Annotated in this window: 14 protein-coding genes; 9 read left to right on the top strand and 5 right to left on the bottom strand. The window is 72.2% G+C overall.

Annotated features, from left to right (window positions below; all coding sequences use genetic code 11):
- Positions 1–26: 26 nt before the first annotated feature.
- A complete protein-coding gene (locus tag ACQF4J_RS11285) occupies positions 27–1,832 on the bottom strand; it encodes a 3-hydroxyacyl-CoA dehydrogenase family protein (RefSeq protein WP_427165562.1) in 1,806 nt (601 codons plus the stop codon).
- Positions 1,833–2,225: 393 nt separating this feature from the next.
- Between ACQF4J_RS11285 and ACQF4J_RS11280 the strand changes: the two genes are divergently transcribed.
- Positions 2,226–2,801, top strand: coding sequence for an adenylosuccinate lyase (locus ACQF4J_RS11280; protein ID WP_351567550.1), 576 nt, complete (start codon positions 2,226–2,228; stop codon positions 2,799–2,801).
- Between the two features lie 39 nt (positions 2,802–2,840).
- Here ACQF4J_RS11280 and ACQF4J_RS11275 read toward each other — a convergent pair whose 3' ends face one another.
- The 3 genes from ACQF4J_RS11275 to ACQF4J_RS11265 form a co-directional block, all read right to left on the bottom strand.
- Positions 2,841–3,239: a RidA family protein gene (locus ACQF4J_RS11275; RefSeq protein WP_351567553.1), complete on the bottom strand. Its 399-nt coding sequence runs from the start codon at positions 3,237–3,239 to the stop codon at positions 2,841–2,843.
- A 58-nt stretch (positions 3,240–3,297) separates the two neighbouring features.
- Complete coding sequence (locus ACQF4J_RS11270) at positions 3,298–4,872, bottom strand: alpha/beta hydrolase (protein WP_351567556.1); 1,575 nt, start codon at positions 4,870–4,872, stop codon at positions 3,298–3,300.
- 135 nt (positions 4,873–5,007) lie between these two features.
- Positions 5,008–6,051 (bottom strand): Rv2578c family radical SAM protein, encoded by a 1,044-nt coding sequence (locus tag ACQF4J_RS11265; protein ID WP_427165561.1) that lies wholly within the window; start codon positions 6,049–6,051, stop codon positions 5,008–5,010.
- Between the two features lie 190 nt (positions 6,052–6,241).
- Here ACQF4J_RS11265 and ACQF4J_RS11260 point away from each other — a divergent pair, with 190 nt between their 5' ends.
- From ACQF4J_RS11260 to ACQF4J_RS11245, 4 genes are all read left to right on the top strand, one after another.
- Positions 6,242–6,685, top strand: a complete 444-nt coding sequence (locus tag ACQF4J_RS11260; RefSeq protein ID WP_427165560.1) for an SRPBCC family protein — start codon at positions 6,242–6,244, stop codon at positions 6,683–6,685.
- 157 nt (positions 6,686–6,842) lie between these two features.
- Positions 6,843–9,221, top strand: a complete 2,379-nt coding sequence (locus tag ACQF4J_RS11255) for an MFS transporter (RefSeq protein WP_427165559.1) — start codon at positions 6,843–6,845, stop codon at positions 9,219–9,221.
- 144 nt (positions 9,222–9,365) lie between these two features.
- Positions 9,366–11,879 (top strand): ATP-binding SpoIIE family protein phosphatase, encoded by a 2,514-nt coding sequence (locus ACQF4J_RS11250; RefSeq protein WP_351567568.1) that lies wholly within the window; start codon positions 9,366–9,368, stop codon positions 11,877–11,879.
- Positions 11,880–12,053: 174 nt separating this feature from the next.
- On the top strand, positions 12,054–12,779 hold the full coding sequence (locus ACQF4J_RS11245; RefSeq protein WP_351803166.1) for a class I SAM-dependent methyltransferase: 726 nt from the start codon (positions 12,054–12,056) through the stop codon (positions 12,777–12,779).
- 10 nt (positions 12,780–12,789) lie between these two features.
- On the opposite strand, the gene ACQF4J_RS11240 is transcribed toward ACQF4J_RS11245, so the two are convergent.
- The gene (locus ACQF4J_RS11240; protein ID WP_427165558.1) at positions 12,790–13,020 is read right to left on the bottom strand and encodes a hypothetical protein; all 231 of its coding nucleotides are present in this window, start codon (positions 13,018–13,020) and stop codon (positions 12,790–12,792) included.
- A 125-nt stretch (positions 13,021–13,145) separates the two neighbouring features.
- Here ACQF4J_RS11240 and ACQF4J_RS11235 point away from each other — a divergent pair, with 125 nt between their 5' ends.
- Genes ACQF4J_RS11235 through ACQF4J_RS11220 form a run of 4 tightly spaced genes read left to right on the top strand, consistent with a single transcriptional unit; the run spans position 13,146 to position 18,177 of the window.
- Positions 13,146–13,979, top strand: coding sequence for a M55 family metallopeptidase (locus tag ACQF4J_RS11235; protein ID WP_351803162.1), 834 nt, complete (start codon positions 13,146–13,148; stop codon positions 13,977–13,979).
- Entirely contained in the window at positions 13,972–15,276 is a 1,305-nt protein-coding gene (locus tag ACQF4J_RS11230) for a M20/M25/M40 family metallo-hydrolase (protein WP_351567580.1), read from the top strand. Before ACQF4J_RS11235 ends, ACQF4J_RS11230 begins: the two co-directional genes overlap by 8 nt.
- A gap of 16 nt (positions 15,277–15,292) precedes the next feature.
- A complete protein-coding gene (locus tag ACQF4J_RS11225) occupies positions 15,293–17,245 on the top strand; it encodes a prolyl oligopeptidase family serine peptidase (protein ID WP_427165557.1) in 1,953 nt (650 codons plus the stop codon).
- Positions 17,242–18,177, top strand: coding sequence for a S66 peptidase family protein (locus ACQF4J_RS11220; protein WP_351803158.1), 936 nt, complete (start codon positions 17,242–17,244; stop codon positions 18,175–18,177). The genes ACQF4J_RS11225 and ACQF4J_RS11220 overlap by 4 nt, the downstream gene beginning before the upstream one ends.
- Positions 18,178–18,183: the final 6 nt, after the last annotated feature.

Below are 18,183 nucleotides of genomic sequence, written 5' to 3'. Positions count from 1 at the left end.
CGCCTCTGAACCAGTCGCCGACGCCGTCAGCGCCGGGCATACTCACGGAAGCCACGGCCGGTCTTGCGGCCCAGGCAGCCCGCGGCCACCAGGTGCTCCAGGAGCGGGGCCGGAGCGAGGCCCGGGTCGCGGAACTCGCGGTGCAGGACCTTCTCGATGGCGAGGGAGACGTCGAGGCCGACGACGTCCAGCAGCTCGAAGGGGCCCATCGGGTAGCCGCCGCCCAGCTTCATCGCCGCGTCGATGTCGTCGAGGGACGCGTAGTGCTCCTGCACCATCTTGATCGCGTTGTTGAGGTACGGGAAGAGCAGCGCGTTCACGATGAAGCCGGCCCGGTCGCCGCAGTCCACGGCGTGCTTCCTGATCTTGACGCAGACCTCGCGGACCGTCGAGTGGACGTCCTCGGCCGTCAGCACCGTGCGGACGACCTCGACGAGCTTCATCGCCGGCGCCGGGTTGAAGAAGTGCATGCCGATCACGTCCTGCGGGCGCGAGGTGGCCCGGGCACAGGCGACGACGGGCAGCGAGGAGGTCGTGGTGGCCAGGACCGCGCCCGGCTTGCAGACCTTGTCCAGCGCCTGGAACAGCTGCTGCTTGACCTCCAGGTCCTCGGCGACCGCCTCGACGGCCAGGTCGACGTCCGCGAAGGCCTCGTACGAGCCGGCCGGCGTGATCCGCTCCAGGGTCTGCGCGGCGGCCTCGGCGGTCATCCGCCCCTTGTCGACCGAGCGCGAAAGAGACTTGCCGATACGGGCCTTGGCGGCCTGCGCCTTCTCCTCGCTGCGGGCGGCCAGGACGACCTCGTAGCCGGCCTTGGCGAAGACCTCGGCGATGCCGGAGGCCATGGTGCCGGAGCCGGCGACGCCCACGGAGCGGACCGGACGGCCGGGCACCGTCAGGTCACCGGAGGCGGGCGTCAGCGCGTCCGGCACGACCGTCGCGCTGCCGGGGGCCTCGTAGCTGTAGAAGCCGCGGCCCGACTTGCGGCCGGTCAGACCGGCCTCGCTGAGCTGCTTGAGGATCGGCGCGGGGGCGTGCAGCCGGTCGTGGGACTCGGCGTACATGGCCTCCAGGACCGTGCGCGCGGTGTCGATGCCGATCAGGTCGAGCAGGGCGAGCGGGCCCATCGGCAGACCGCAGCCCAGCCGCATCGCGGCGTCGATGTCCTCACGGGAGGCGTACTTCGCCTCGTACATCGCGGCGGCCTGGTTGAGGTAGCCGAACAGCAGCCCGTCGGCGACGAATCCGGGCCGGTCGCCGACCGCGACGGGCTCCTTGCCGAGGTCGAGGGCGAGGTTGGTGACGGCCGCGACGGCGGTGGGCGCGGTGAGGACGGAGGAGACGATCTCGACCAGCTTCATCGCGGGCGCCGGGTTGAAGAAGTGCAGACCGAGCACGCGCTCCGGGCGGGCCGAGTCGGCTGCCAGACGGGTCACGGACAGGGCGTTGGTGCCGGTCGCCAGGATCGTCTCCGGGCGCACGATCCCGTCGAGCTCGCGGAAGATCTGGTGCTTGATCTCGTACGACTCCGGGGCCACCTCGATGACCAGGTCGGCGTCAGCCGCGGCGCGCAGATCGGTGGAGGTGCGCACGCGGCCGAGGACGTCGGCGCGCTCCTGCTCGCTCAGCCGGCCCTTCTCCACGGCGCGGGCGGTGGAGGCCTCCAGGGCGGCGACCGCCTTGGCGGCGGCCGCCTCGCTGATGTCGATGCCGACGACCTCGCGGCCGGCCTTGGCGAGGACCTCGGCGATGCCGGTGCCCATGGTGCCGAGACCGACGACGGCAACGGTCGAGAGCGGGGACTGAGGGGGCTGGGACAGGGGAGTGGCCATCGCGGACTCCAGGAATGAGGGTGACGACTGGGAGCGCCCCCGGGTGCGCCGAGTGGGGCCCGGCCGAAGCCGTGCCATGGCGCACCGGGTGCGTGGATCAATGCGGGTGTTGCCGGGCTGCGAGCGCACACGCCCGGTGCCGTCACCGAGGGCGTGCACACGCCCGGGCGAACGGCGGGAATCCGACCGGCCCTGTCCCGGGGCCGGGTCGTGCTGCGGTACATGAGGTACCGAACCGACTGCTCTCACGACGGCTGCGTCACCAGGCCGCCGCAAGGGGGTGCGAGTGGGTAACTCGCTCGTCTGAGCTTAACCGGTGGGTAACGAGCGCGCCAGACCTCGTGTTTGTGATGTACGTCCCGAGAGATCGGCGGTCCCTCTAATCTCGGTGCCATGGACGAAGAGTTGCGATCACTCACGGAGCGTTTACGGCAGGAGTCCGGAGGGTCCCTCGCATACGAGCGGCTCACGGCGACCGAAGACCTCGACGAGCTGGCCGGCGTCCTCACCGAACCGGGACAGCCGTTGTGGGCCAGGGAGCTGGCCGCGTTCCGGCTGGGCCTCGCCGGCGACCGGCGCGCCTTCGAGTCCCTCGTCCTGCTGCTGAACCACCGTGACCCGCAGCGCTGCGCCTCCGCCGCCCACGCCCTCGCCCGACTCGGCGACCCCCGTACGGCGCGCGCGGCGGCCGCCCTCGCCACCAACGAACTCCGCGTCGCCTACGCCCTGCACCCGGTTCGTCTGCTGACGCGGCTGCGCGCCCCGGAGTCCGTACCGGCGCTCATCACGACGCTGGAGCGCAGACTGCGCCCGCACGATCCTTACCGCCGGGTCGCTCTCGCCTGCGTGGAGGGGCTCGGCACGCTCCAGGACGGCCGCGCCCGGCCGGTGCTCAACGAGGCCCTGGCGCATCCGGCCCTCGCGGAGGCGGCGGTGCAGGCGCTGGCGCGGATCCCCAAGCAGCGCTGACGTGGGGCCGGGCGCCCTCGCCGGTTCACACGCCGCCGATCACTGGGCGAGCACCGCGAGCGCCTCGATCTCCAGCAGGAACTCCGGCCGGACCAGCGCGGCGACCTGCACCGCCGAGGCCGTCGGCAGGCGGTCGTCGGCTATGTGCTCGGCGCGGGCCGCACGGATCGCCGGCATATGGGCCATGTCCGTGACGAAATAGGTGAGTTTGACGACGTCGTCGAAGGAGGCGCCGGCGGCGGCCAGACAGCGGCGGAGGTTCTCGAAGACCTGGCGGGCCTGGGCCTCGGGGTCGCCCTCGCCGACAGGCTTGCCGTCCTCGTCGACCGCGACCTGGCCGGCGACGGCGACGAGGCGGCCGGTGCCCATGACGACGTGGCTGTACTGGGCGGCGGGGAAGACCCCGTCGGGGGCGGGAATCCTGGTCAGCTCACTCATGGGTCCATGGTGGACCACGGGTCTGACAACGCCCGCCCCCGACCGGGCCGTCGGCCGGTCAGCCGCGGAAGCCCACCAGGCCGTGCAGTGCCGAACCGCGGGCCGACGGCGAGGCCGCCTTCGAGGTCAGCGGCTTGGGATCGGGCAGCTTCGGACAGACCGCGTCGATCTCGCCGCCGCCGCGCGGCACCGTGCCGTCGGACAGGTACTTCGCCAGGTACTTGTCCAGGCAGGTATTCCCGCTGAGCGTGACGCCGTGGTTCCCGCCGCCCTCCTCGACGACGAAGCTCGAACCGGCGAGCATCCGGTGGACCGTCAGGCCGCCCACGTACGGCGTCGCCGCGTCGTTCGTCGCCTGGAACAGCAGCACCGGCGGCAGCTTGCCGTTGGCGATGTTCACCGGGCGCAGCGAGTCCGTCGGCCAGAACGCGCACGGCGCGTTGTACCAGGCGTTGTTCCATGTCATGAACGGGGCCTTGTCGTACACCTCCCAGTTGTCCTTGCGCCACTGGTTCCAGTCGCGCGGCCAGGCCGCGTCGCGGCACTGCACCGAGGTGTAGACGCTGTAGCCGTTGTCCCCGGAGGCGTCGATCGCGCCGAAGTTCTCGTACGCCTCCACCAGCGGATCGGCGTTCTTGTCGTGCACATAGGCCGCGAACGCCTCGGCGAGGTAGGGCCAGTAGCCGTTGTAGTAGCCGCCGGGGATGAAGGTGTCCTCCAGCTCGGAGGCGCCCACCTTGCCGCCGGCCGGCTTCTTCGCGAGCGCCCCACGCATCGCGTACCACTTGGCCTCGATCCTCTCCGGATCGGTGCCCAGCCTGTAAGTCGAGTCGTACTTGGCGATCCAGGACATCAGGGCCCGGTGGCGGTCGTTGAAGGCGTAGTCCTGTCCGAGGTTGTCGTCGTACCAGACACCCGTCGGGTCGACGATCGAGTCCAGGACCAGGCGCTTGACGCGCTGGGGGAAGAGCTTGGCGTAGACCGCGCCCAGGTAGGTGCCGTAGGAGTAGCCGAAGTAGCTGGTCCGCCGGTACCCGGTCGCCGCGCGGATCGCGTCCATGTCCCGCACGGTCTGGAGGGTGTCGATGTACGGCAGCACGCTCGCGTACTTGCGGCCGCAGGCGGCGGCGAAGGCCTTGGCGCGCCGCAGGTTGGCGCGCTCGAGCGCCGGCGTGCTCGGCACGGAGTCGGGGCGCACCGGGTCGAAGTGGCCCGGCTCGCAGTCGAGGGCGGGCTTGCTCTTGCCCACCCCGCGCGGGTCGAAGCCGATGACGTCGTAGCGGGACGCGACCGACTTGGGCAGCGAGGACGCCACGAATCCGGCCAGAGTGAGGCCGCTGCCGCCCGGCCCGCCGGGGTTGACCAGCAGCGGGCCCAGGCTCTTCCTCGTGGTGTGCTTCACCCGCGACAGGGCGAGGGTGATCTGCTTGCCGTACGGATGCCGGTGATCGAGCGGGACCTTGAGGGACGCGCACTGGAGCGTCGGATAGTCGGTGGTGCCGCAGCTCTTCCAGGTGAGGGTCGCGGCGTGGGCGGTGTCCGCGGTGCCCGGGGCGCTGGCGTCGGCGGGGACGGCCGCGACGGTCCCGGCCACGACGACGGCGGCGCACAGCACGGCTGCGCGTTTTCTCATGGAGTCCTCCCAGGACGGAGGGGGTCGGACCGTGAATGTCACGGTCCTCGCCGAATCGTCCCGGATCACGGCCCCGGAAGAACTCGTTCTGGCGATACTTGACCCGATCGGGCCGAGGGATGCGCTCGATTGCTCTCAGATCAGCGAAAGTTGGGTCGGCTCGGACACGGCCTCCTCGACCGGCTCCGGCGGCCGGACGCGCCGGGGCATTCCCGCGCGCGCGGGGCCGATCCCGTACTCCTGGGCCAGCTCGTGGACCTGACGGGTGATCCGGCGCTGGTACCACTTGGGGGCGTAGGCGCCCTCCGCGTACAGGCGCTCGTAGCGCGCCACCAGATGCGGGTGCCACTGGGCCAGCCAGGCCATGAACCACTCGCGGGCGCCCGGGCGCAGATGCAGCACCAGGGGAGTGACGGAGGTGGCGCCCGAGGCCGCGATGGCACGCACGGTGGCGCGCAGTTGGCCCGGGTGGTCGCTCAGGAACGGCAGCACCGGCGCCATCAGCACACCGCACCCGATGCCGTGCTCCGTGAACGCGCGCACCACCTCCAGGCGGCGCTCCGGCGCGGGCGTGCCGGGCTCCACCGTGCGCCACAGCTCGGGGTCGGTGAAGCCGACCGAGACCGAGATGCCGACGTCCGTCACCTGGGCCGCCTGCACGATCAGGTCCAGGTCGCGCAGGATCAGCGTGCCCTTGGTCAGGATCGAGTAGGGGTTCGCGTGGTCGCGCAGCGCGGACAGGATGCCCGGCATCAGGCGGTAGCGGCCCTCGGCGCGCTGGTAGCAGTCGACGTTGGTGCCCATCGCGATGTGCTCGCCCTGCCAGCGGCGCGAGCCCAGCTGGCGGCGCAGCAGCTCCGGGGCGTTCACCTTGACCACGATCTGGGAGTCGAAGTCGAGCCCCGAGTCGAGGTCCAGGTAGGTGTGCGTCTTGCGGGCGAAGCAGTACACGCACGCGTGCGAGCACCCCCGGTAGGGGTTGACCGTCCACTCGAAGGGCATCCGCGAGGCGCCCGGCACCCGGTTGACGATCGAGCGGGCCCGCACCTCGTGGAAGGTGATCCCGCGGAACTCCGGCGTGTCGAAGGTCCTGCTCACGACCGCGTCCGCGCCGAACAGCGCGGCTTCGGCCGCCCGGCTGTGGCCGCCGGACTCCACTGTGAGGTTCTCCCAGCGCATGACGCCTCCTCGGTGCCGCTACCCCGAGAGTGAAACACGTGTTCGAATTATCGTGCAAGGCCTGTTTCTGATCGCTTCCGACGCCCTCGAGATGCCTCCGTGGCGGCCTGGGGCACCCCGATTTGGGTGGTCGTGGGCGGGGGTGGTTGGCTTGCCCCAAGCCCGAGAAAGCAAGCCCTGGAGGAAATCGATGGCGCAGGTCGAGGCCACTACTGAGCGGGTCGTCGCGGCGGACGCGGAGAAGGTGTTCGACGCCCTCGCCGACTACAGCGGCACGCGCGCGAAGCTGCTGCCCGAGCACTTCAGCGAGTACGAGGTGCGCGAGGGCGGCGACGGCGAGGGCACCCTCGTCCACTGGAAGCTCCAGGCCACCAGCAAGCGCGTCCGCGACTGCCTCCTGGAGGTCACCGAGCCCACCGACGGGCAGCTCGTGGAGAAGGACCGCAACTCCTCCATGGTCACCACCTGGACGGTCACCCCGGCCGGCGAGGGCAGGTCGCGCGTGGTCGTCACCGCCGTGTGGAACGGCGCCGGCGGCATCGGCGGCTTCTTCGAGAAGACCTTCGCGCCCAAGGGCCTCGGCCGCATCTACGACGCGGTGCTCGCGAAGCTCGCCGCCGAGGTGGAGAAGTAAGTCGGCGATGACCGGGGGGCGTTGCCCCCGGTCGGTCCCTCTCACCGGTTCGAGTGGATCTCCGCTCGGCCCCCCGGGACTCCGTAACTCGCCGTGCTTGCTCGCAGTTGTCGCTTACGCGGGAATTGTGCGGCAGGCGCGACGAGGGGAGCGGCACGTGGGCGGGACCACTCTGGTGCATGAGGAGGCGGCGCCCGCGCGGACCGCCGCCGCGGCTGCGGCGGCGACGGCCGAACTGAGCCCGCGCCGGGTGCGGTTGGTCTTCCTCGGGCTGATGCCGGCGCTGCTGCTCGCCGCCCTGGAGCAGATGATCGTCGCCACCGCGCTGCCGAAGATCGTCGGTGAGCTGCACGGCCTCGACAGGATGTCCTGGGCGATCACCGCCTATCTGCTCACGGCCACGATCGGACTGCCGGTCTACGGCAAACTCGGCGATCTCCTCGGCCGCAAGGGCGTCTTCCAGTTCGCCATCGTCGTCTTCGTGATCGGCGCCGGACTCGCCGGCCGCGCCCGGTCCATGGACCAGCTGATCGCCTTCCGTGCCGTCCAGGGCCTCGGCGCGGGCGGCCTCATGACCGGCGTGCAGGCGATCATCGCGGACATCGTGCCCCCGAGGCGGCGCGGCCGCTTCATGGGCCTCATCGGCGCCGCCTTCGGGCTCGCCTCGGTCGCCGGCCCCCTGCTGGGCGGCTACTTCACCGACCACCTCTCCTGGAGGTGGTGCTTCTACTTCAACGTACCCTTCGGCCTCGTCACCCTGGCCGTCGTCACCGCCGTACTGAAACTGCCGAAGCCGCGAAGCCGGGGGCGCATCGACGTCCCGGGTGCCCTGCTGCTGGCCGCCGCCTCCACCTGCCTGGTGCTGCTGACCAGTTGGGGCGGCACCGAGTACGCGTGGCACTCGCGGACGATCCTCGGCCTCGGCGCCGGGGCCGCCGTCGCCGCCGTTCTCTTCCTCGTCGCCGAGCACTTCGCCGCCGAACCCCTCATCCCGCCGAGGCTGTTCAAGGACCCCGTCTTCGTCGTCACCGGCCTGGTCGGCCTGGTGACCGGGGTCGCGCTGTTCGGCGCGGCCGGCTATCTGCCGACGTACCTGCAGATGGCCGACGGGGCGAGTGCCACCGAGTCGGGCGTGCTCATGCTGCCGATGATGGGCGGCATCGTGGGTGCCTCCATCGTGTGCGGCCGGCTCATCAGCCACACCGGGCGCTACAAGGTCTACCCCGTGCTCGGCAGTGCCGTGTCCTGCGTGGGCATGTGGCTGCTGTCCCGCCTCCAGGTGGACACGCCCCGGCTGCAGTACAGCCTCTGGATGGCCGTCCTGGGCGCCGGCATCGGCATGGTGATGCCCGTCCTGATCCTCGCCGTGCAGAACTCGGTGCGCCCCGCCGACCTCGGCACGGCGACGAGCGCGAACAACTACTTCCGGCAGATCGGCGGCAGTGTCGGCGCCGCGGTCTTCGGCACCCTCTTCGCGGGCCGGCTCACCGACGCGCTCCACGAACGCCTCCCCACGCGCGCGGGTGCCCGCCTCCCCGACCCGCAGTCCCTCACCCCGCAGCTCGTGCACGCGCTGCCCGCACCTCTGCGGGAGGACTACGTCCGGGCGTACGCCGACGCCATGCCCCGCGTCTTCCTCTGTCTCGTGCCGGTACTCGCCCTCGGTGTGCTCTTCGCCTTCTTCCTCGAGGAGAAACCACTGGTGTCCCACGACGCAGCCGAAACGGACCCGGTGACCGCGGACGCCCGGGTGCCGGGAGCCCGGTCGCCGCACACCGCCGGAATCCCCGTCCGCGGCACGGTGCAGCACTCCGACGGGACCGTCCTGGCCCGCGCGGCGCTCACCCTGATCGACGTGACCGGGCGGCAGATCGGCCGGGGCGCGAGCGGTGCGGACGGGCGGTACGCGCTGCCCACGCCCGGCACGGGCTCGTACGTGCTCATCGCCGCCGCGGGCGGCCACCAGCCCCAGGCCGTCACCGTCACCGTCGGCGAGCACCCCGTCGAGCTGGACATCGCCCTGGGCGGCGCCGGACGCCTCGCCGGCCAGGTGCGCACCGCCGACGGCACACCCGTACCGGACGCCACGATCACCCTCACCGACGTGCGCGGCGAGGTCGTCGCCACCACCCGCAGCGGACGCGAGGGCGGTTACCTCGTCACCGAACTCGTCGCCGGCGAGTACACCCTGGCCGCCAGTGCGTACACCTACCGCCCGGTCGCGCTCCCGGTCACCGTCCAGGCCTCCCGCGAGACCCGCCAGGACGTCGAACTCGCCGGCGGCGCGGTGCTGCGCGGCGCCGTGCGCGCGAGCGGCGGATGCCTGGTCGAGGACGCGCGCGTGACGCTGCTCGACGCGGCGGGCAACGTCGTCGACTCACTCACCACCGGACCGGACGGAACATTCCGCTTCGTCGACCTGGCGACCGGCGAGTACACCGTCATCGCCGCGGGTTACCCACCGGTCGCGACCGTGCTCCAAGTGGCCGGCGGCGGCCGAACGGAGCGCGACCTGCAACTGGGCCACGAGGACTGACCGGACCGGGGCGTGCGCCCCCGCGCGCGTGCGATCGTGCCGTGCATCAATTCGCGCATTGCCGCACACCGCCACCGGACGGAGCCGTACGGTGGAGCAGGCGGCACAGATCTTGCCGAGCCGTGGGGAGAGAGGGCCTGGGCCATGGAAAGTGGCGCTGACCGTGGCACCGAGAGGGACGCACCTCCCAGCCTCGGATCCGGGAACGGCCTGGCGAACGGCCATGCCGCGACCGGTCGCGTCCCGCTGGCCGTGGTCGTCGTGGACCGTGGCGGCCTCGTCTCCCACTGGAGCACCGGCGCACGCCGCCTGTTCGGCGTCCCCAAGGAGGAGGCGCTCGGCCGCGCGGCCGTCGACCTGCTGCCCGTCTCCGGCGTGCTGCCCGAGGAGGAGGACATCCCGGAGTACGGGGCGTTCGCGGCCTACGACGGACTCGGTCCCGGCCTCGAGTCGTCGCTGGACGGCAGGTTCTCCTACCCGGCCGCGGGCCGCGCCCGCCTGACCGTCCGCGGACGGGACGAACCGGGCCGCTCCGGCGACCGCGTCGACGTGCTGTGGTGGGCGTACCCGCTGGTGGGCCCGGGCCAGGAGCGGCTGCTCGTGCTCGCCGCCGACACCGCGAGGCTCCACCAGGACGAGCCCGACGACGACCTGGCGTTCGAACGGATCGCGCCCGGCTTCGCCCTGCACACCGACTTCCCCGGAGCCGAGGAACTGGCCGGCCGACTGCCCGAGATCCTGCCCAGCATGAGCGTCGACGAGAGCGCCCGGATCGTCGCGCAGGTCCTCGAACTGGGCTATCCCGTACTGGAGTTCAGCCAGAACGACCGGGTGCCCGTCACCCCCGACTGGGGTGTGCCCCGGCGTGAGCGGCGTCGGGCCCGCCGCGAGCGCGCCGCGCGCGCCGTCGCCGACGGATTACCGGTACCGCGGGAACTCGCCGACGACGGCGAGGATCTGGAGTACACGGCCGTACGCGAACGCCTGGAGTTCCTCAACGAGGTCAGCGGCCGCATCGGCACCTCCCTCGACCTGGCCACGACGATCCTCGAGGTCAGCCGTGCCGTCGTCCCGCGCTTCACCGACGTCGCCGGCACCTATCTGCGCGAACAGGTCGTCGCCGGCGAGGGGTTCCCCGAAGGCGTCCCCGACACCACCACCATGTGGCACCGGGTCGCCGTCGAGCACACCGACGAACCGGGCCGGTGGGACGACGTCGTGCCGGTCGGCGAGGCCATGCCGTTCCCGGCGCACACACCGTTCTTCCAGTGCATGACCACCGGCGAGCCCGTGCTGGTGCCGCGCATCAGCGAGGAGATGGGCCACGCCATCGCCTCGCAGTTCGAGAAGCGGGACATCCGGCCGTTGATCAACCACCGGTCGATGCTGGTCGTGCCCCTGAAGGCACGCAACGTCGTTCTCGGCTTCATGATCCTGCTGCGCCACCCGGAGCGGCCCGTCTTCAACGACATGGACCGGGTCACCGGCGCCGAACTCGCCGCCCGCGCGGGCCTCGTGCTCGACAACGCGCGCATGTACACCTACCAGGAGAGCGTCGCCGAGACCCTCCAGGACAGCATGCTGCCGCACATCCCGCCGCGCATGCCGGGCTGCGACATCGCCACCCGCTACCTGCCCGGCACCCTGTTGGGCCGCGTCGGCGGCGACTGGTTCGACTCGGTCAAGCTGCCCGGCGCCCGCACCGCCCTGGTCGTCGGCGACGTCATGGGCCACGGCCTGAACTCGGCCGCCATGATGGGCCAGTTGCGCACGGCCGTACAGACCATGGCCGCTCTCGACCTGCCGCCCGCCCAGCTCCTGCGCAACCTCGACGACCTCGCCCAGCGCCTCGGCGACAACTACCTCGCGACCTGTCTGTACGCCGTCTACGACCCGATCGCGAGCGAGTTGCACCTCGCCAACGCCGGCCACATCCCGCCGGTGCTCGTGCGTGCCGAGGATGGCCGCAGCGAGCTGCTCGATCTGCCGACCGGCGCGCCCATCGGTGTCGGCGGGGTGCCGTTCGAGGCGGTACACGTGCGCGTGGAGCCCGGCGACCGGATCGTGATGTGCACCGACGGGCTGGTCGAGGTGCGCGGCGAGGACATCGGCGTGGGCCTCGCGGCCCTCAGCGAGTCCGCCGCCCACCCGGCAGCGTCGATGGACGACGCCTGCGACGCCATCATCCGCGCCCTCGCCGCGACCTTCTCCGCAGCGGGCCGCGGCGGCCGCAAGGACGACGTCGCCCTGCTGATGGCCCGGCTCAACGGCATCGACGCCGACGACGTCGCCGAATGGCGGCTCTCCCTCGACCCGGTCGAGGTCTCACGCGCGCGTGCCGTGGTCCGCGAACAGCTCCACGACTGGGGGCTGGCGAAACTCGCCGGCCAGACCGAGCTGTTGGTGAGCGAGCTCGTCACCAATGCCGTACGGCACTCCCGCAGCCGCCCGGTCCTGCTGCGTCTCGTCCGTGGCGACACCCTGCTGTGCGAAGTGGACGACGACGACCACGAGCTGCCGACCCTGCTCAGCGCGGAACCGGGCGACGACTTCGGGCGCGGACTGCGCGTGGTGAGCACCCTCGCGCGCGAATGGGGCACGAGCCGTACGACGACCGGCAAGACCGTCTGGTTCGAGCTGACGCTGCCGCGGCGCTGACAGCACACCGGTCACCCGCGCACCACAGGAGGGCGTGCGCAGCACCAGGAGCGTACGCCTGTCGAATGCGGCGTGAAGGAATGCGCCACGCGCTTGTAGCCATGCCAAGGGCGCGGTAGACCGTACTGGCCCGTCACTCGGGACGGGTTCGCGGCGCACCCTGGGGAGTCGGACATGAGCGTGACGAGCAGGTACCGGGAGGCCTGGGAGGGCTTCTGGCGTGAGGCCCCCGAGGAGGAGGGGGCCGTCTTCTGGGACGCGGAGCCGGCCCTGACCGCCGGTGTCCATCTCGGCCTCTTCACGCCCCATCTGGTCGACTCGGGCCTGGCCATGGTGGACCTCGGCTGCGGCAACGGCACCCAGACCCGTTTCCTCGCCGACCGCTTCCGGCACGTGGTGGGCGCCGACCTGTCCGCCGCCGCCGTGGAGCACGCCCGGCACGCCGACCCCGCGGGCCAGGCCACCTACCGGGTGCTCGACGCGGTGGAGAAGAACGAGACCGAGACGCTGCACGCGGAACTCGGCGACGCGAACGTCTACATGCGCGGCGTCCTGCACCAGGTCGAACCCGACGCCCGGCAGGCCATGGTGGACGGTATCGCCACGCTCGTGGGCGAGCGGGGGCGCGCCTTCCTCGTCGAGCTGTCCGAGACCGCCAAGCCCGTCCTGCTGGGCCTGGCGCAGAGCCCCTCCGGCCCGCCGCCCAAGCTCGCACCGGTCTTCCGGCACGGCCTCGCGCCCGGTGAGGTCGCCGACGACGACGTGCCCGGGTATCTGGCGGCAGCCGGCCTCACGGTGCTGGCAGCCGGCGAACTGCCGCTCGTCACGACCGAGTTCACCGCCGACGGCACCCGGATCGAGCTGCCCTCGAAGTGGCTGGTGGCGGGCCGCGCGAGCTGAGGGCGCCGCGTCAGCGAACCAGTGTGATCTGCGGAGGCCACAGCACATCGCCCGCCGTCAGCAGGGACGGCCCCAGACGCACCGGGCACACGGCCGGCGCCGGCCGCCGGAAGCGGACGACCTCCAAGCGGGCGGGGTCGGGGCAGTCCCCTCCGTCCTCCGGGCGGCCGTACGGCCCCTGGCAGCGCACGGGAAGGCCTCCGGGACGCCGGTCGTCCGCCGCGGGATCGTGCTTCGTCATGGGCCCTCGCCTTCGGCATCGACGGACTCCCATCCGACGCCGTCGCGCCCGCCGGCGCAACCCGGGCTCCTCCGAGGCAGCGGGTCCTGGAACCGGACCCGTCCCGGCGCGTAACGTGGCGCATCATGAAGATCCTGATCAGCGCCGACATGGAAGGTGCCACGGGCGTCACCTGGCCGGCCGACGTGCTGCCGGGGACACCGCAGTGGGAGCGGTGCCGTTCGCTGTTCACCTCGGACGTGAACGCGGCCGTGCTGGGGTTCTTCGAGGGCGGGGCGGACGAGGTCGTCGTCAACGAGGCCCACTGGACCATGCGCAACCTGCTTCTGGAACGCCTCGACGAGCGGACGCAGATGCTCACCGGACGGCACAAGTCGCTGTCCATGGTGGAGGGCGTGCAGCACGGCGACGTGGACGGGATCGCGTTCGTCGGCTACCACGCCGGCGCCGGCATGGAGGGCGTCCTCGCCCACACCTATCTCGCCAACTCCATCACCGGGGTCTGGCTCAACGACGTCAGGGCCAGCGAGGGCCTGCTCAACGCCCACGTCGTCGCCGAGTACGGCGTGCCCGTCGTCCTCGTCACCGGTGACGACGTGGCCTGCGAGGACGCCCTCGGCTACGCGCCGGAGGCGCTGAAGGTCGCCGTCAAGGACCATGTCTCGCGGTACGCGGCCGTGTGCCGCACACCGGCCAGGACCGCCGCCGACATCCGGGCCGCGGCCAAGGAGGCGGCGCGGCTGGCGGTCCGTCACGAACCGCTGCGTGCGGGGCCGTTCACCATCGCCCTGGAGTTCGACGCCGAGCACCTCGCCATGGCCGCCACCGTCGTGCCCGGCGTGGACCGGATCGGGGAGCGCAAGGTGGCGTACACCAGCGGGACCATGTACGAGGGCATCCGTACCTTCAAGGCGGTCACCACGATCGTCTCGGCCGCGGTGGAGGAGCAGTATGGCTGACCAGCGGGCACTGGACGAAGTGGTCCGGTTCACCTCCGACCTGATCCGGATCGACACCACCAACCGGGGCGGTGGCGACTGCCGGGAGCGGCCCGCCGCCGAGTACGCGGCCGAGCAGCTGGCCGGGGCGGGCCTCGAACCCGTCCTGCTGGAGCGGACCGAGGGGCGTACGAACGTCGTCGCCCGCGTCGAGGGCAGCGACCCGTCCGCCGACGCGCTGCTGCTCCACGGTCACCTGGACGTCGTCCCGGCCCGGGCCGAGGACTGGAGCGTGCACCCCTTCTCCGGCGAGATCCGCGACGGGGTCGTGTGGGGGCGCGGCGCGGTCGACATGAAGAACATGGACGCGATGATCCTCGCCGTGGTGCGGCAGTGGGCGCGCGAGGGCGTCCGGCCGCGGCGGGACGTCGTCGTCGCCTTCACCGCCGACGAGGAGGACAGCGCCCGCGACGGCTCCGGCTTCCTCGCGGACGAGCATCCCGGCCTCTTCGAGGGGTGCACCGAGGGCGTCAGCGAGTCGGGCGCCTTCACCTTCCACGACGGCAGCGGCCGGCAGCTCTATCCGATCGCCGCCGGCGAGCGCGGCACCGGCTGGCTGAAGCTCACCGCGCGCGGGCGCGCCGGGCACGGCTCCAAGGTGAACGCGGAGAACGCCGTCACCCGTCTCGCCGCCGCCGTCACCCGCATCGGTGGGCACGAGTGGCCGCTGCGGCCGACCCCGACCGTACGGGCCGCCCTCGGCGAACTCGCCGCGCTCTACGGCCTCGACGGCGGCCTCGACGACGTCGACGCCCTCCTGGACAAGCTCGGGCCGGCTGCCAAGCTCGTCGAGGCGACCGTCCGCAACAGCGCCAACCCGACCATGCTGGAAGCCGGTTACAAGGTCAACGTGATCCCGGGCGAAGCCGTCGCCTACGTCGACGGACGGTATCTGCCGGGCGGCGAGGACGAGTTCCGCGCCACCCTCGACCGGCTGACCGGACCGGACGTCGACTGGGAGTACCACCACCGTGAGGTCGCCCTGCAGGCGCCCGTGGACTCAACGACCTACGCCCGGATGCGGGCGGCCGTCGAGGAGTTCGCACCCGAGGGCCATGTGGTGCCGTACTGCATGTCGGGCGGCACGGACGCCAAGCAGTTCTCCCGCCTCGGCATCACCGGCTACGGCTTCACCCCGCTGAAGCTGCCGGAGGGGTACGACTACCAGGCCATGTTCCACGGCGTCGACGAGCGGGTGCCGGTGGAGGCACTGCACTTCGGCGTCCGGGTACTCGACCGGTTCCTGCGCACGGCCTAGGCGAGTCGGAGGAGACGTGCAGACGCTGCCCTACGGTTCCTGGCCCTCGCCCATCGACGCGGCGCTCACCGCCGCGCACGACGGGCACCCCGAGTACGTCGGCTTCGTCGGTGACGAGGCCTGGTGGACCGAGCCCCGGCCCGAGGAGGGCGGCCGGCGCACCCTGGTGCGCAGACGGGCCGACGGCCACGAGGAGTCGGTGCTGCCCGAGCCGTGGAACGTGCGCAGCCGGGTCATCGAGTACGGCGGACACCCCTGGGCCGGCCTGTTCCTGGACGGCCGCCCGGTCGTGGTGTTCGTGAACTTCGCCGACCAGCGGCTCTACCGGTACGAACCCGGTGCCGAGCCGCGCCCGTTGACCCCGCTGTCGCCCGTCGGCGGCGGACTGCGCTGGGCCGAGCCGCTGTTGCTGCCCGACCGGGGCGAAGTGTGGTGCGTCCTGGAGGAGTTCACCGGCGACGGACCCACCGACGTGCGCCGCGTCCTGGCCGCCGTACCGCTGGACGGCTCCGCCGCCCAGGACCGCGACGCCATACGCGAACTCACCGACGACGCACACCGGTTCGTCACCGGCCCCCGGATCTCGCCCGACGGAGGCAGCGCCGCCTGGCTCGTCTGGGACCATCCCCAGATGCCCTGGGACGGCACCGAACTGGTCGTCGCCGCAGTCCTGGACGACGGCACGCTGAGCCGGCCGCGGACCGTCGCCGGCGGGCCGCGGGAGTCGATCGCGCAGGCCGACTGGGCGGCCGACGGGTCCCTGCTGTACGCGAGCGACCGCACCGGCTGGTGGAACCTCTACCGCGACGGCGTACCCCTGTGCCCCCGCGAGGAGGAGTTCGCCGGGCCGCTGTGGAAACTCGGCCACCGCTGGTTCGCCCCGCTGATGAGCGGGCTCGTCGCCGTGGTGCACGGGCGCGGCGCCACCGCCCTCGGCATACTCGACCCGGAGACCGGCGAGATCGTCGACGCGGCCGGCCCCTGGACCGAGTTCGCGCCCACCCTGGCGGTGCACGGCGAGCGGGTCGTCTCCGTCGGGGCGAGCCCGCGCAGCGCCTACGAGGTGGTCGAACTGGACACCCGGACCGGACGGGCCCGGGTGGTCGGCGCCGAGCACGAGGACGCCGTGGACCCCGCCCACTACCCCGAGCCGCAGATCCGCACCTTCACGGGGCCCGCGGGACGCGACATCCACGCCCGCATCTACCCGCCCCACAATCCCGGTTGCGTCCCTCCCGGCGACGAACTTCCGCCCTTTGTCGTCTGGGCGCACGGCGGTCCCACCAGCAGGGCGCCGCTCGTGCTCGACCTGAGCATCGCCTACTTCACCTCCCGCGGCATCGGGGTCGCCGAGGTCGACTACGGCGGTTCGACCGGGTACGGCCGCGAGTACCGGGAGCGGCTGCGCGAGCAGTGGGGCGTCGTCGACGTCGAGGACTGCGCGGCCGTCGCCCTCGCCCTCGCCGACGAGGGCACCGCCGACCGGGACCGGCTCGCCGTCCGCGGCGGCAGCGCGGGCGGCTGGACCACGGCCGCCTCGCTCACCCAGACCGACGTCTACGCCTGCGGCACGATCATCTACCCCGTCCTCGACCTCGCCGCCTGGGCCGAGGGGGAGACCCACGACTTCGAGTCGCGGTACCTGGAGTCGCTGGTCGGACCGCTCGCCGAGGTGCCCGGACGGTACGCGGAACGCTCGCCCACCGAGCACGCCGACCGCGTCACCGCGCCGTTCCTGCTGCTCCAGGGGCTGGACGACGTGATCTGCCCGCCCGCGCAGTGCGAGCGGTTCCTGGAGCGGATCCGGGGGCAGCGGGTGCCCCACGCCTACCTCGCCTTCGAGGGGGAGGGGCACGGATTCCGGCGTGCCGACACCATGATCCGTTCCATGGAGGCCGAACTGTCCCTGTACGCGCAGGTGTTCGGGCTTAATCCGCGCGGCGTCCCGACCCTGGAGCTGTCCAAGTGAGAGAAGCGGTACGAGAACTCGTCCGGCCGCCCCGGCTCGCCCCCGGCGCACGGGTCGCCGTCGTCGCGCCCAGCGGACCGGTGCCCGAGGAGCGGCTGCAGGCCGGGCTCGACGTGCTTCGGGGCTGGGACCTCGACCCGGTCGTCGGGCCCCATGTGCTGGACCGGCACGGGGAGTTGACCTACCTGGCGGGTACGGACGCCGACCGCGCGGCCGATCTGCAGACCGCCTGGTGCGACCCTTCGGTGGACGCGGTGCTGTGCGCGCGGGGCGGATACGGCGCGCAGCGGACGGTCGACCTCCTCGACTGGGAGGCGATGCGGGCGGCCGGGCCGAAGGTGTTCGTCGGCTTCAGTGACGTCACCGTGCTGCACGAGGCGTTCGCCGCACGGCTCGGCCTGGTCACGCTGCACGGGCCGATGGCGGCCGGCGTCGACTTCATCAAGAACGCCGGCGCACAGGAACATCTCAAGGCCACCCTCTTCGCGCCGGAGACCGTCCGCACGATCGCCTCCGGCGGCAGCGCCCTCGTTCCGGGGCGCGCGCGGGGCGTCACACTCGGCGGCTGCCTGACCCTGCTCGCCGCCGAACTGGGCACACCGCAGGCCCGGCCCGGTGCCCGCGGCGGACTGCTGTGCCTGGAGGACGTCGGCGAGGAGACGTACCGCCTGGACCGCTGTCTCACACAGCTCGGGCGCGCCGGATGGCTGGACGGGGTGCGCGGGGTGCTGCTCGGGTCGTGGGAGCGGTGCGACCCGTACGAGAAGGTGCGTCCGTTGCTCGTCGACCGGCTCGGCGGGCTCGGTGTCCCGGTCGTCGAGGGCTTCGGCTTCGGGCACTGCGCGGGCGCCCTGACCGTCCCCTTCGGAGTGGCCGCCGTCGTCGACGCCGACGCGGGCACGCTGACCCTGGACGAGCCCGCGCTGCGCTGACCGGAG

Source organism: Streptomyces sp. C1-1 (genome assembly GCF_050214755.1).
GTDB lineage: Bacteria > Actinomycetota > Actinomycetes > Streptomycetales > Streptomycetaceae > Streptomyces.
The sequence above is the reverse complement of the archived record's forward strand: the minus strand, read 5'-3'. Positions and strand labels throughout refer to the sequence as shown.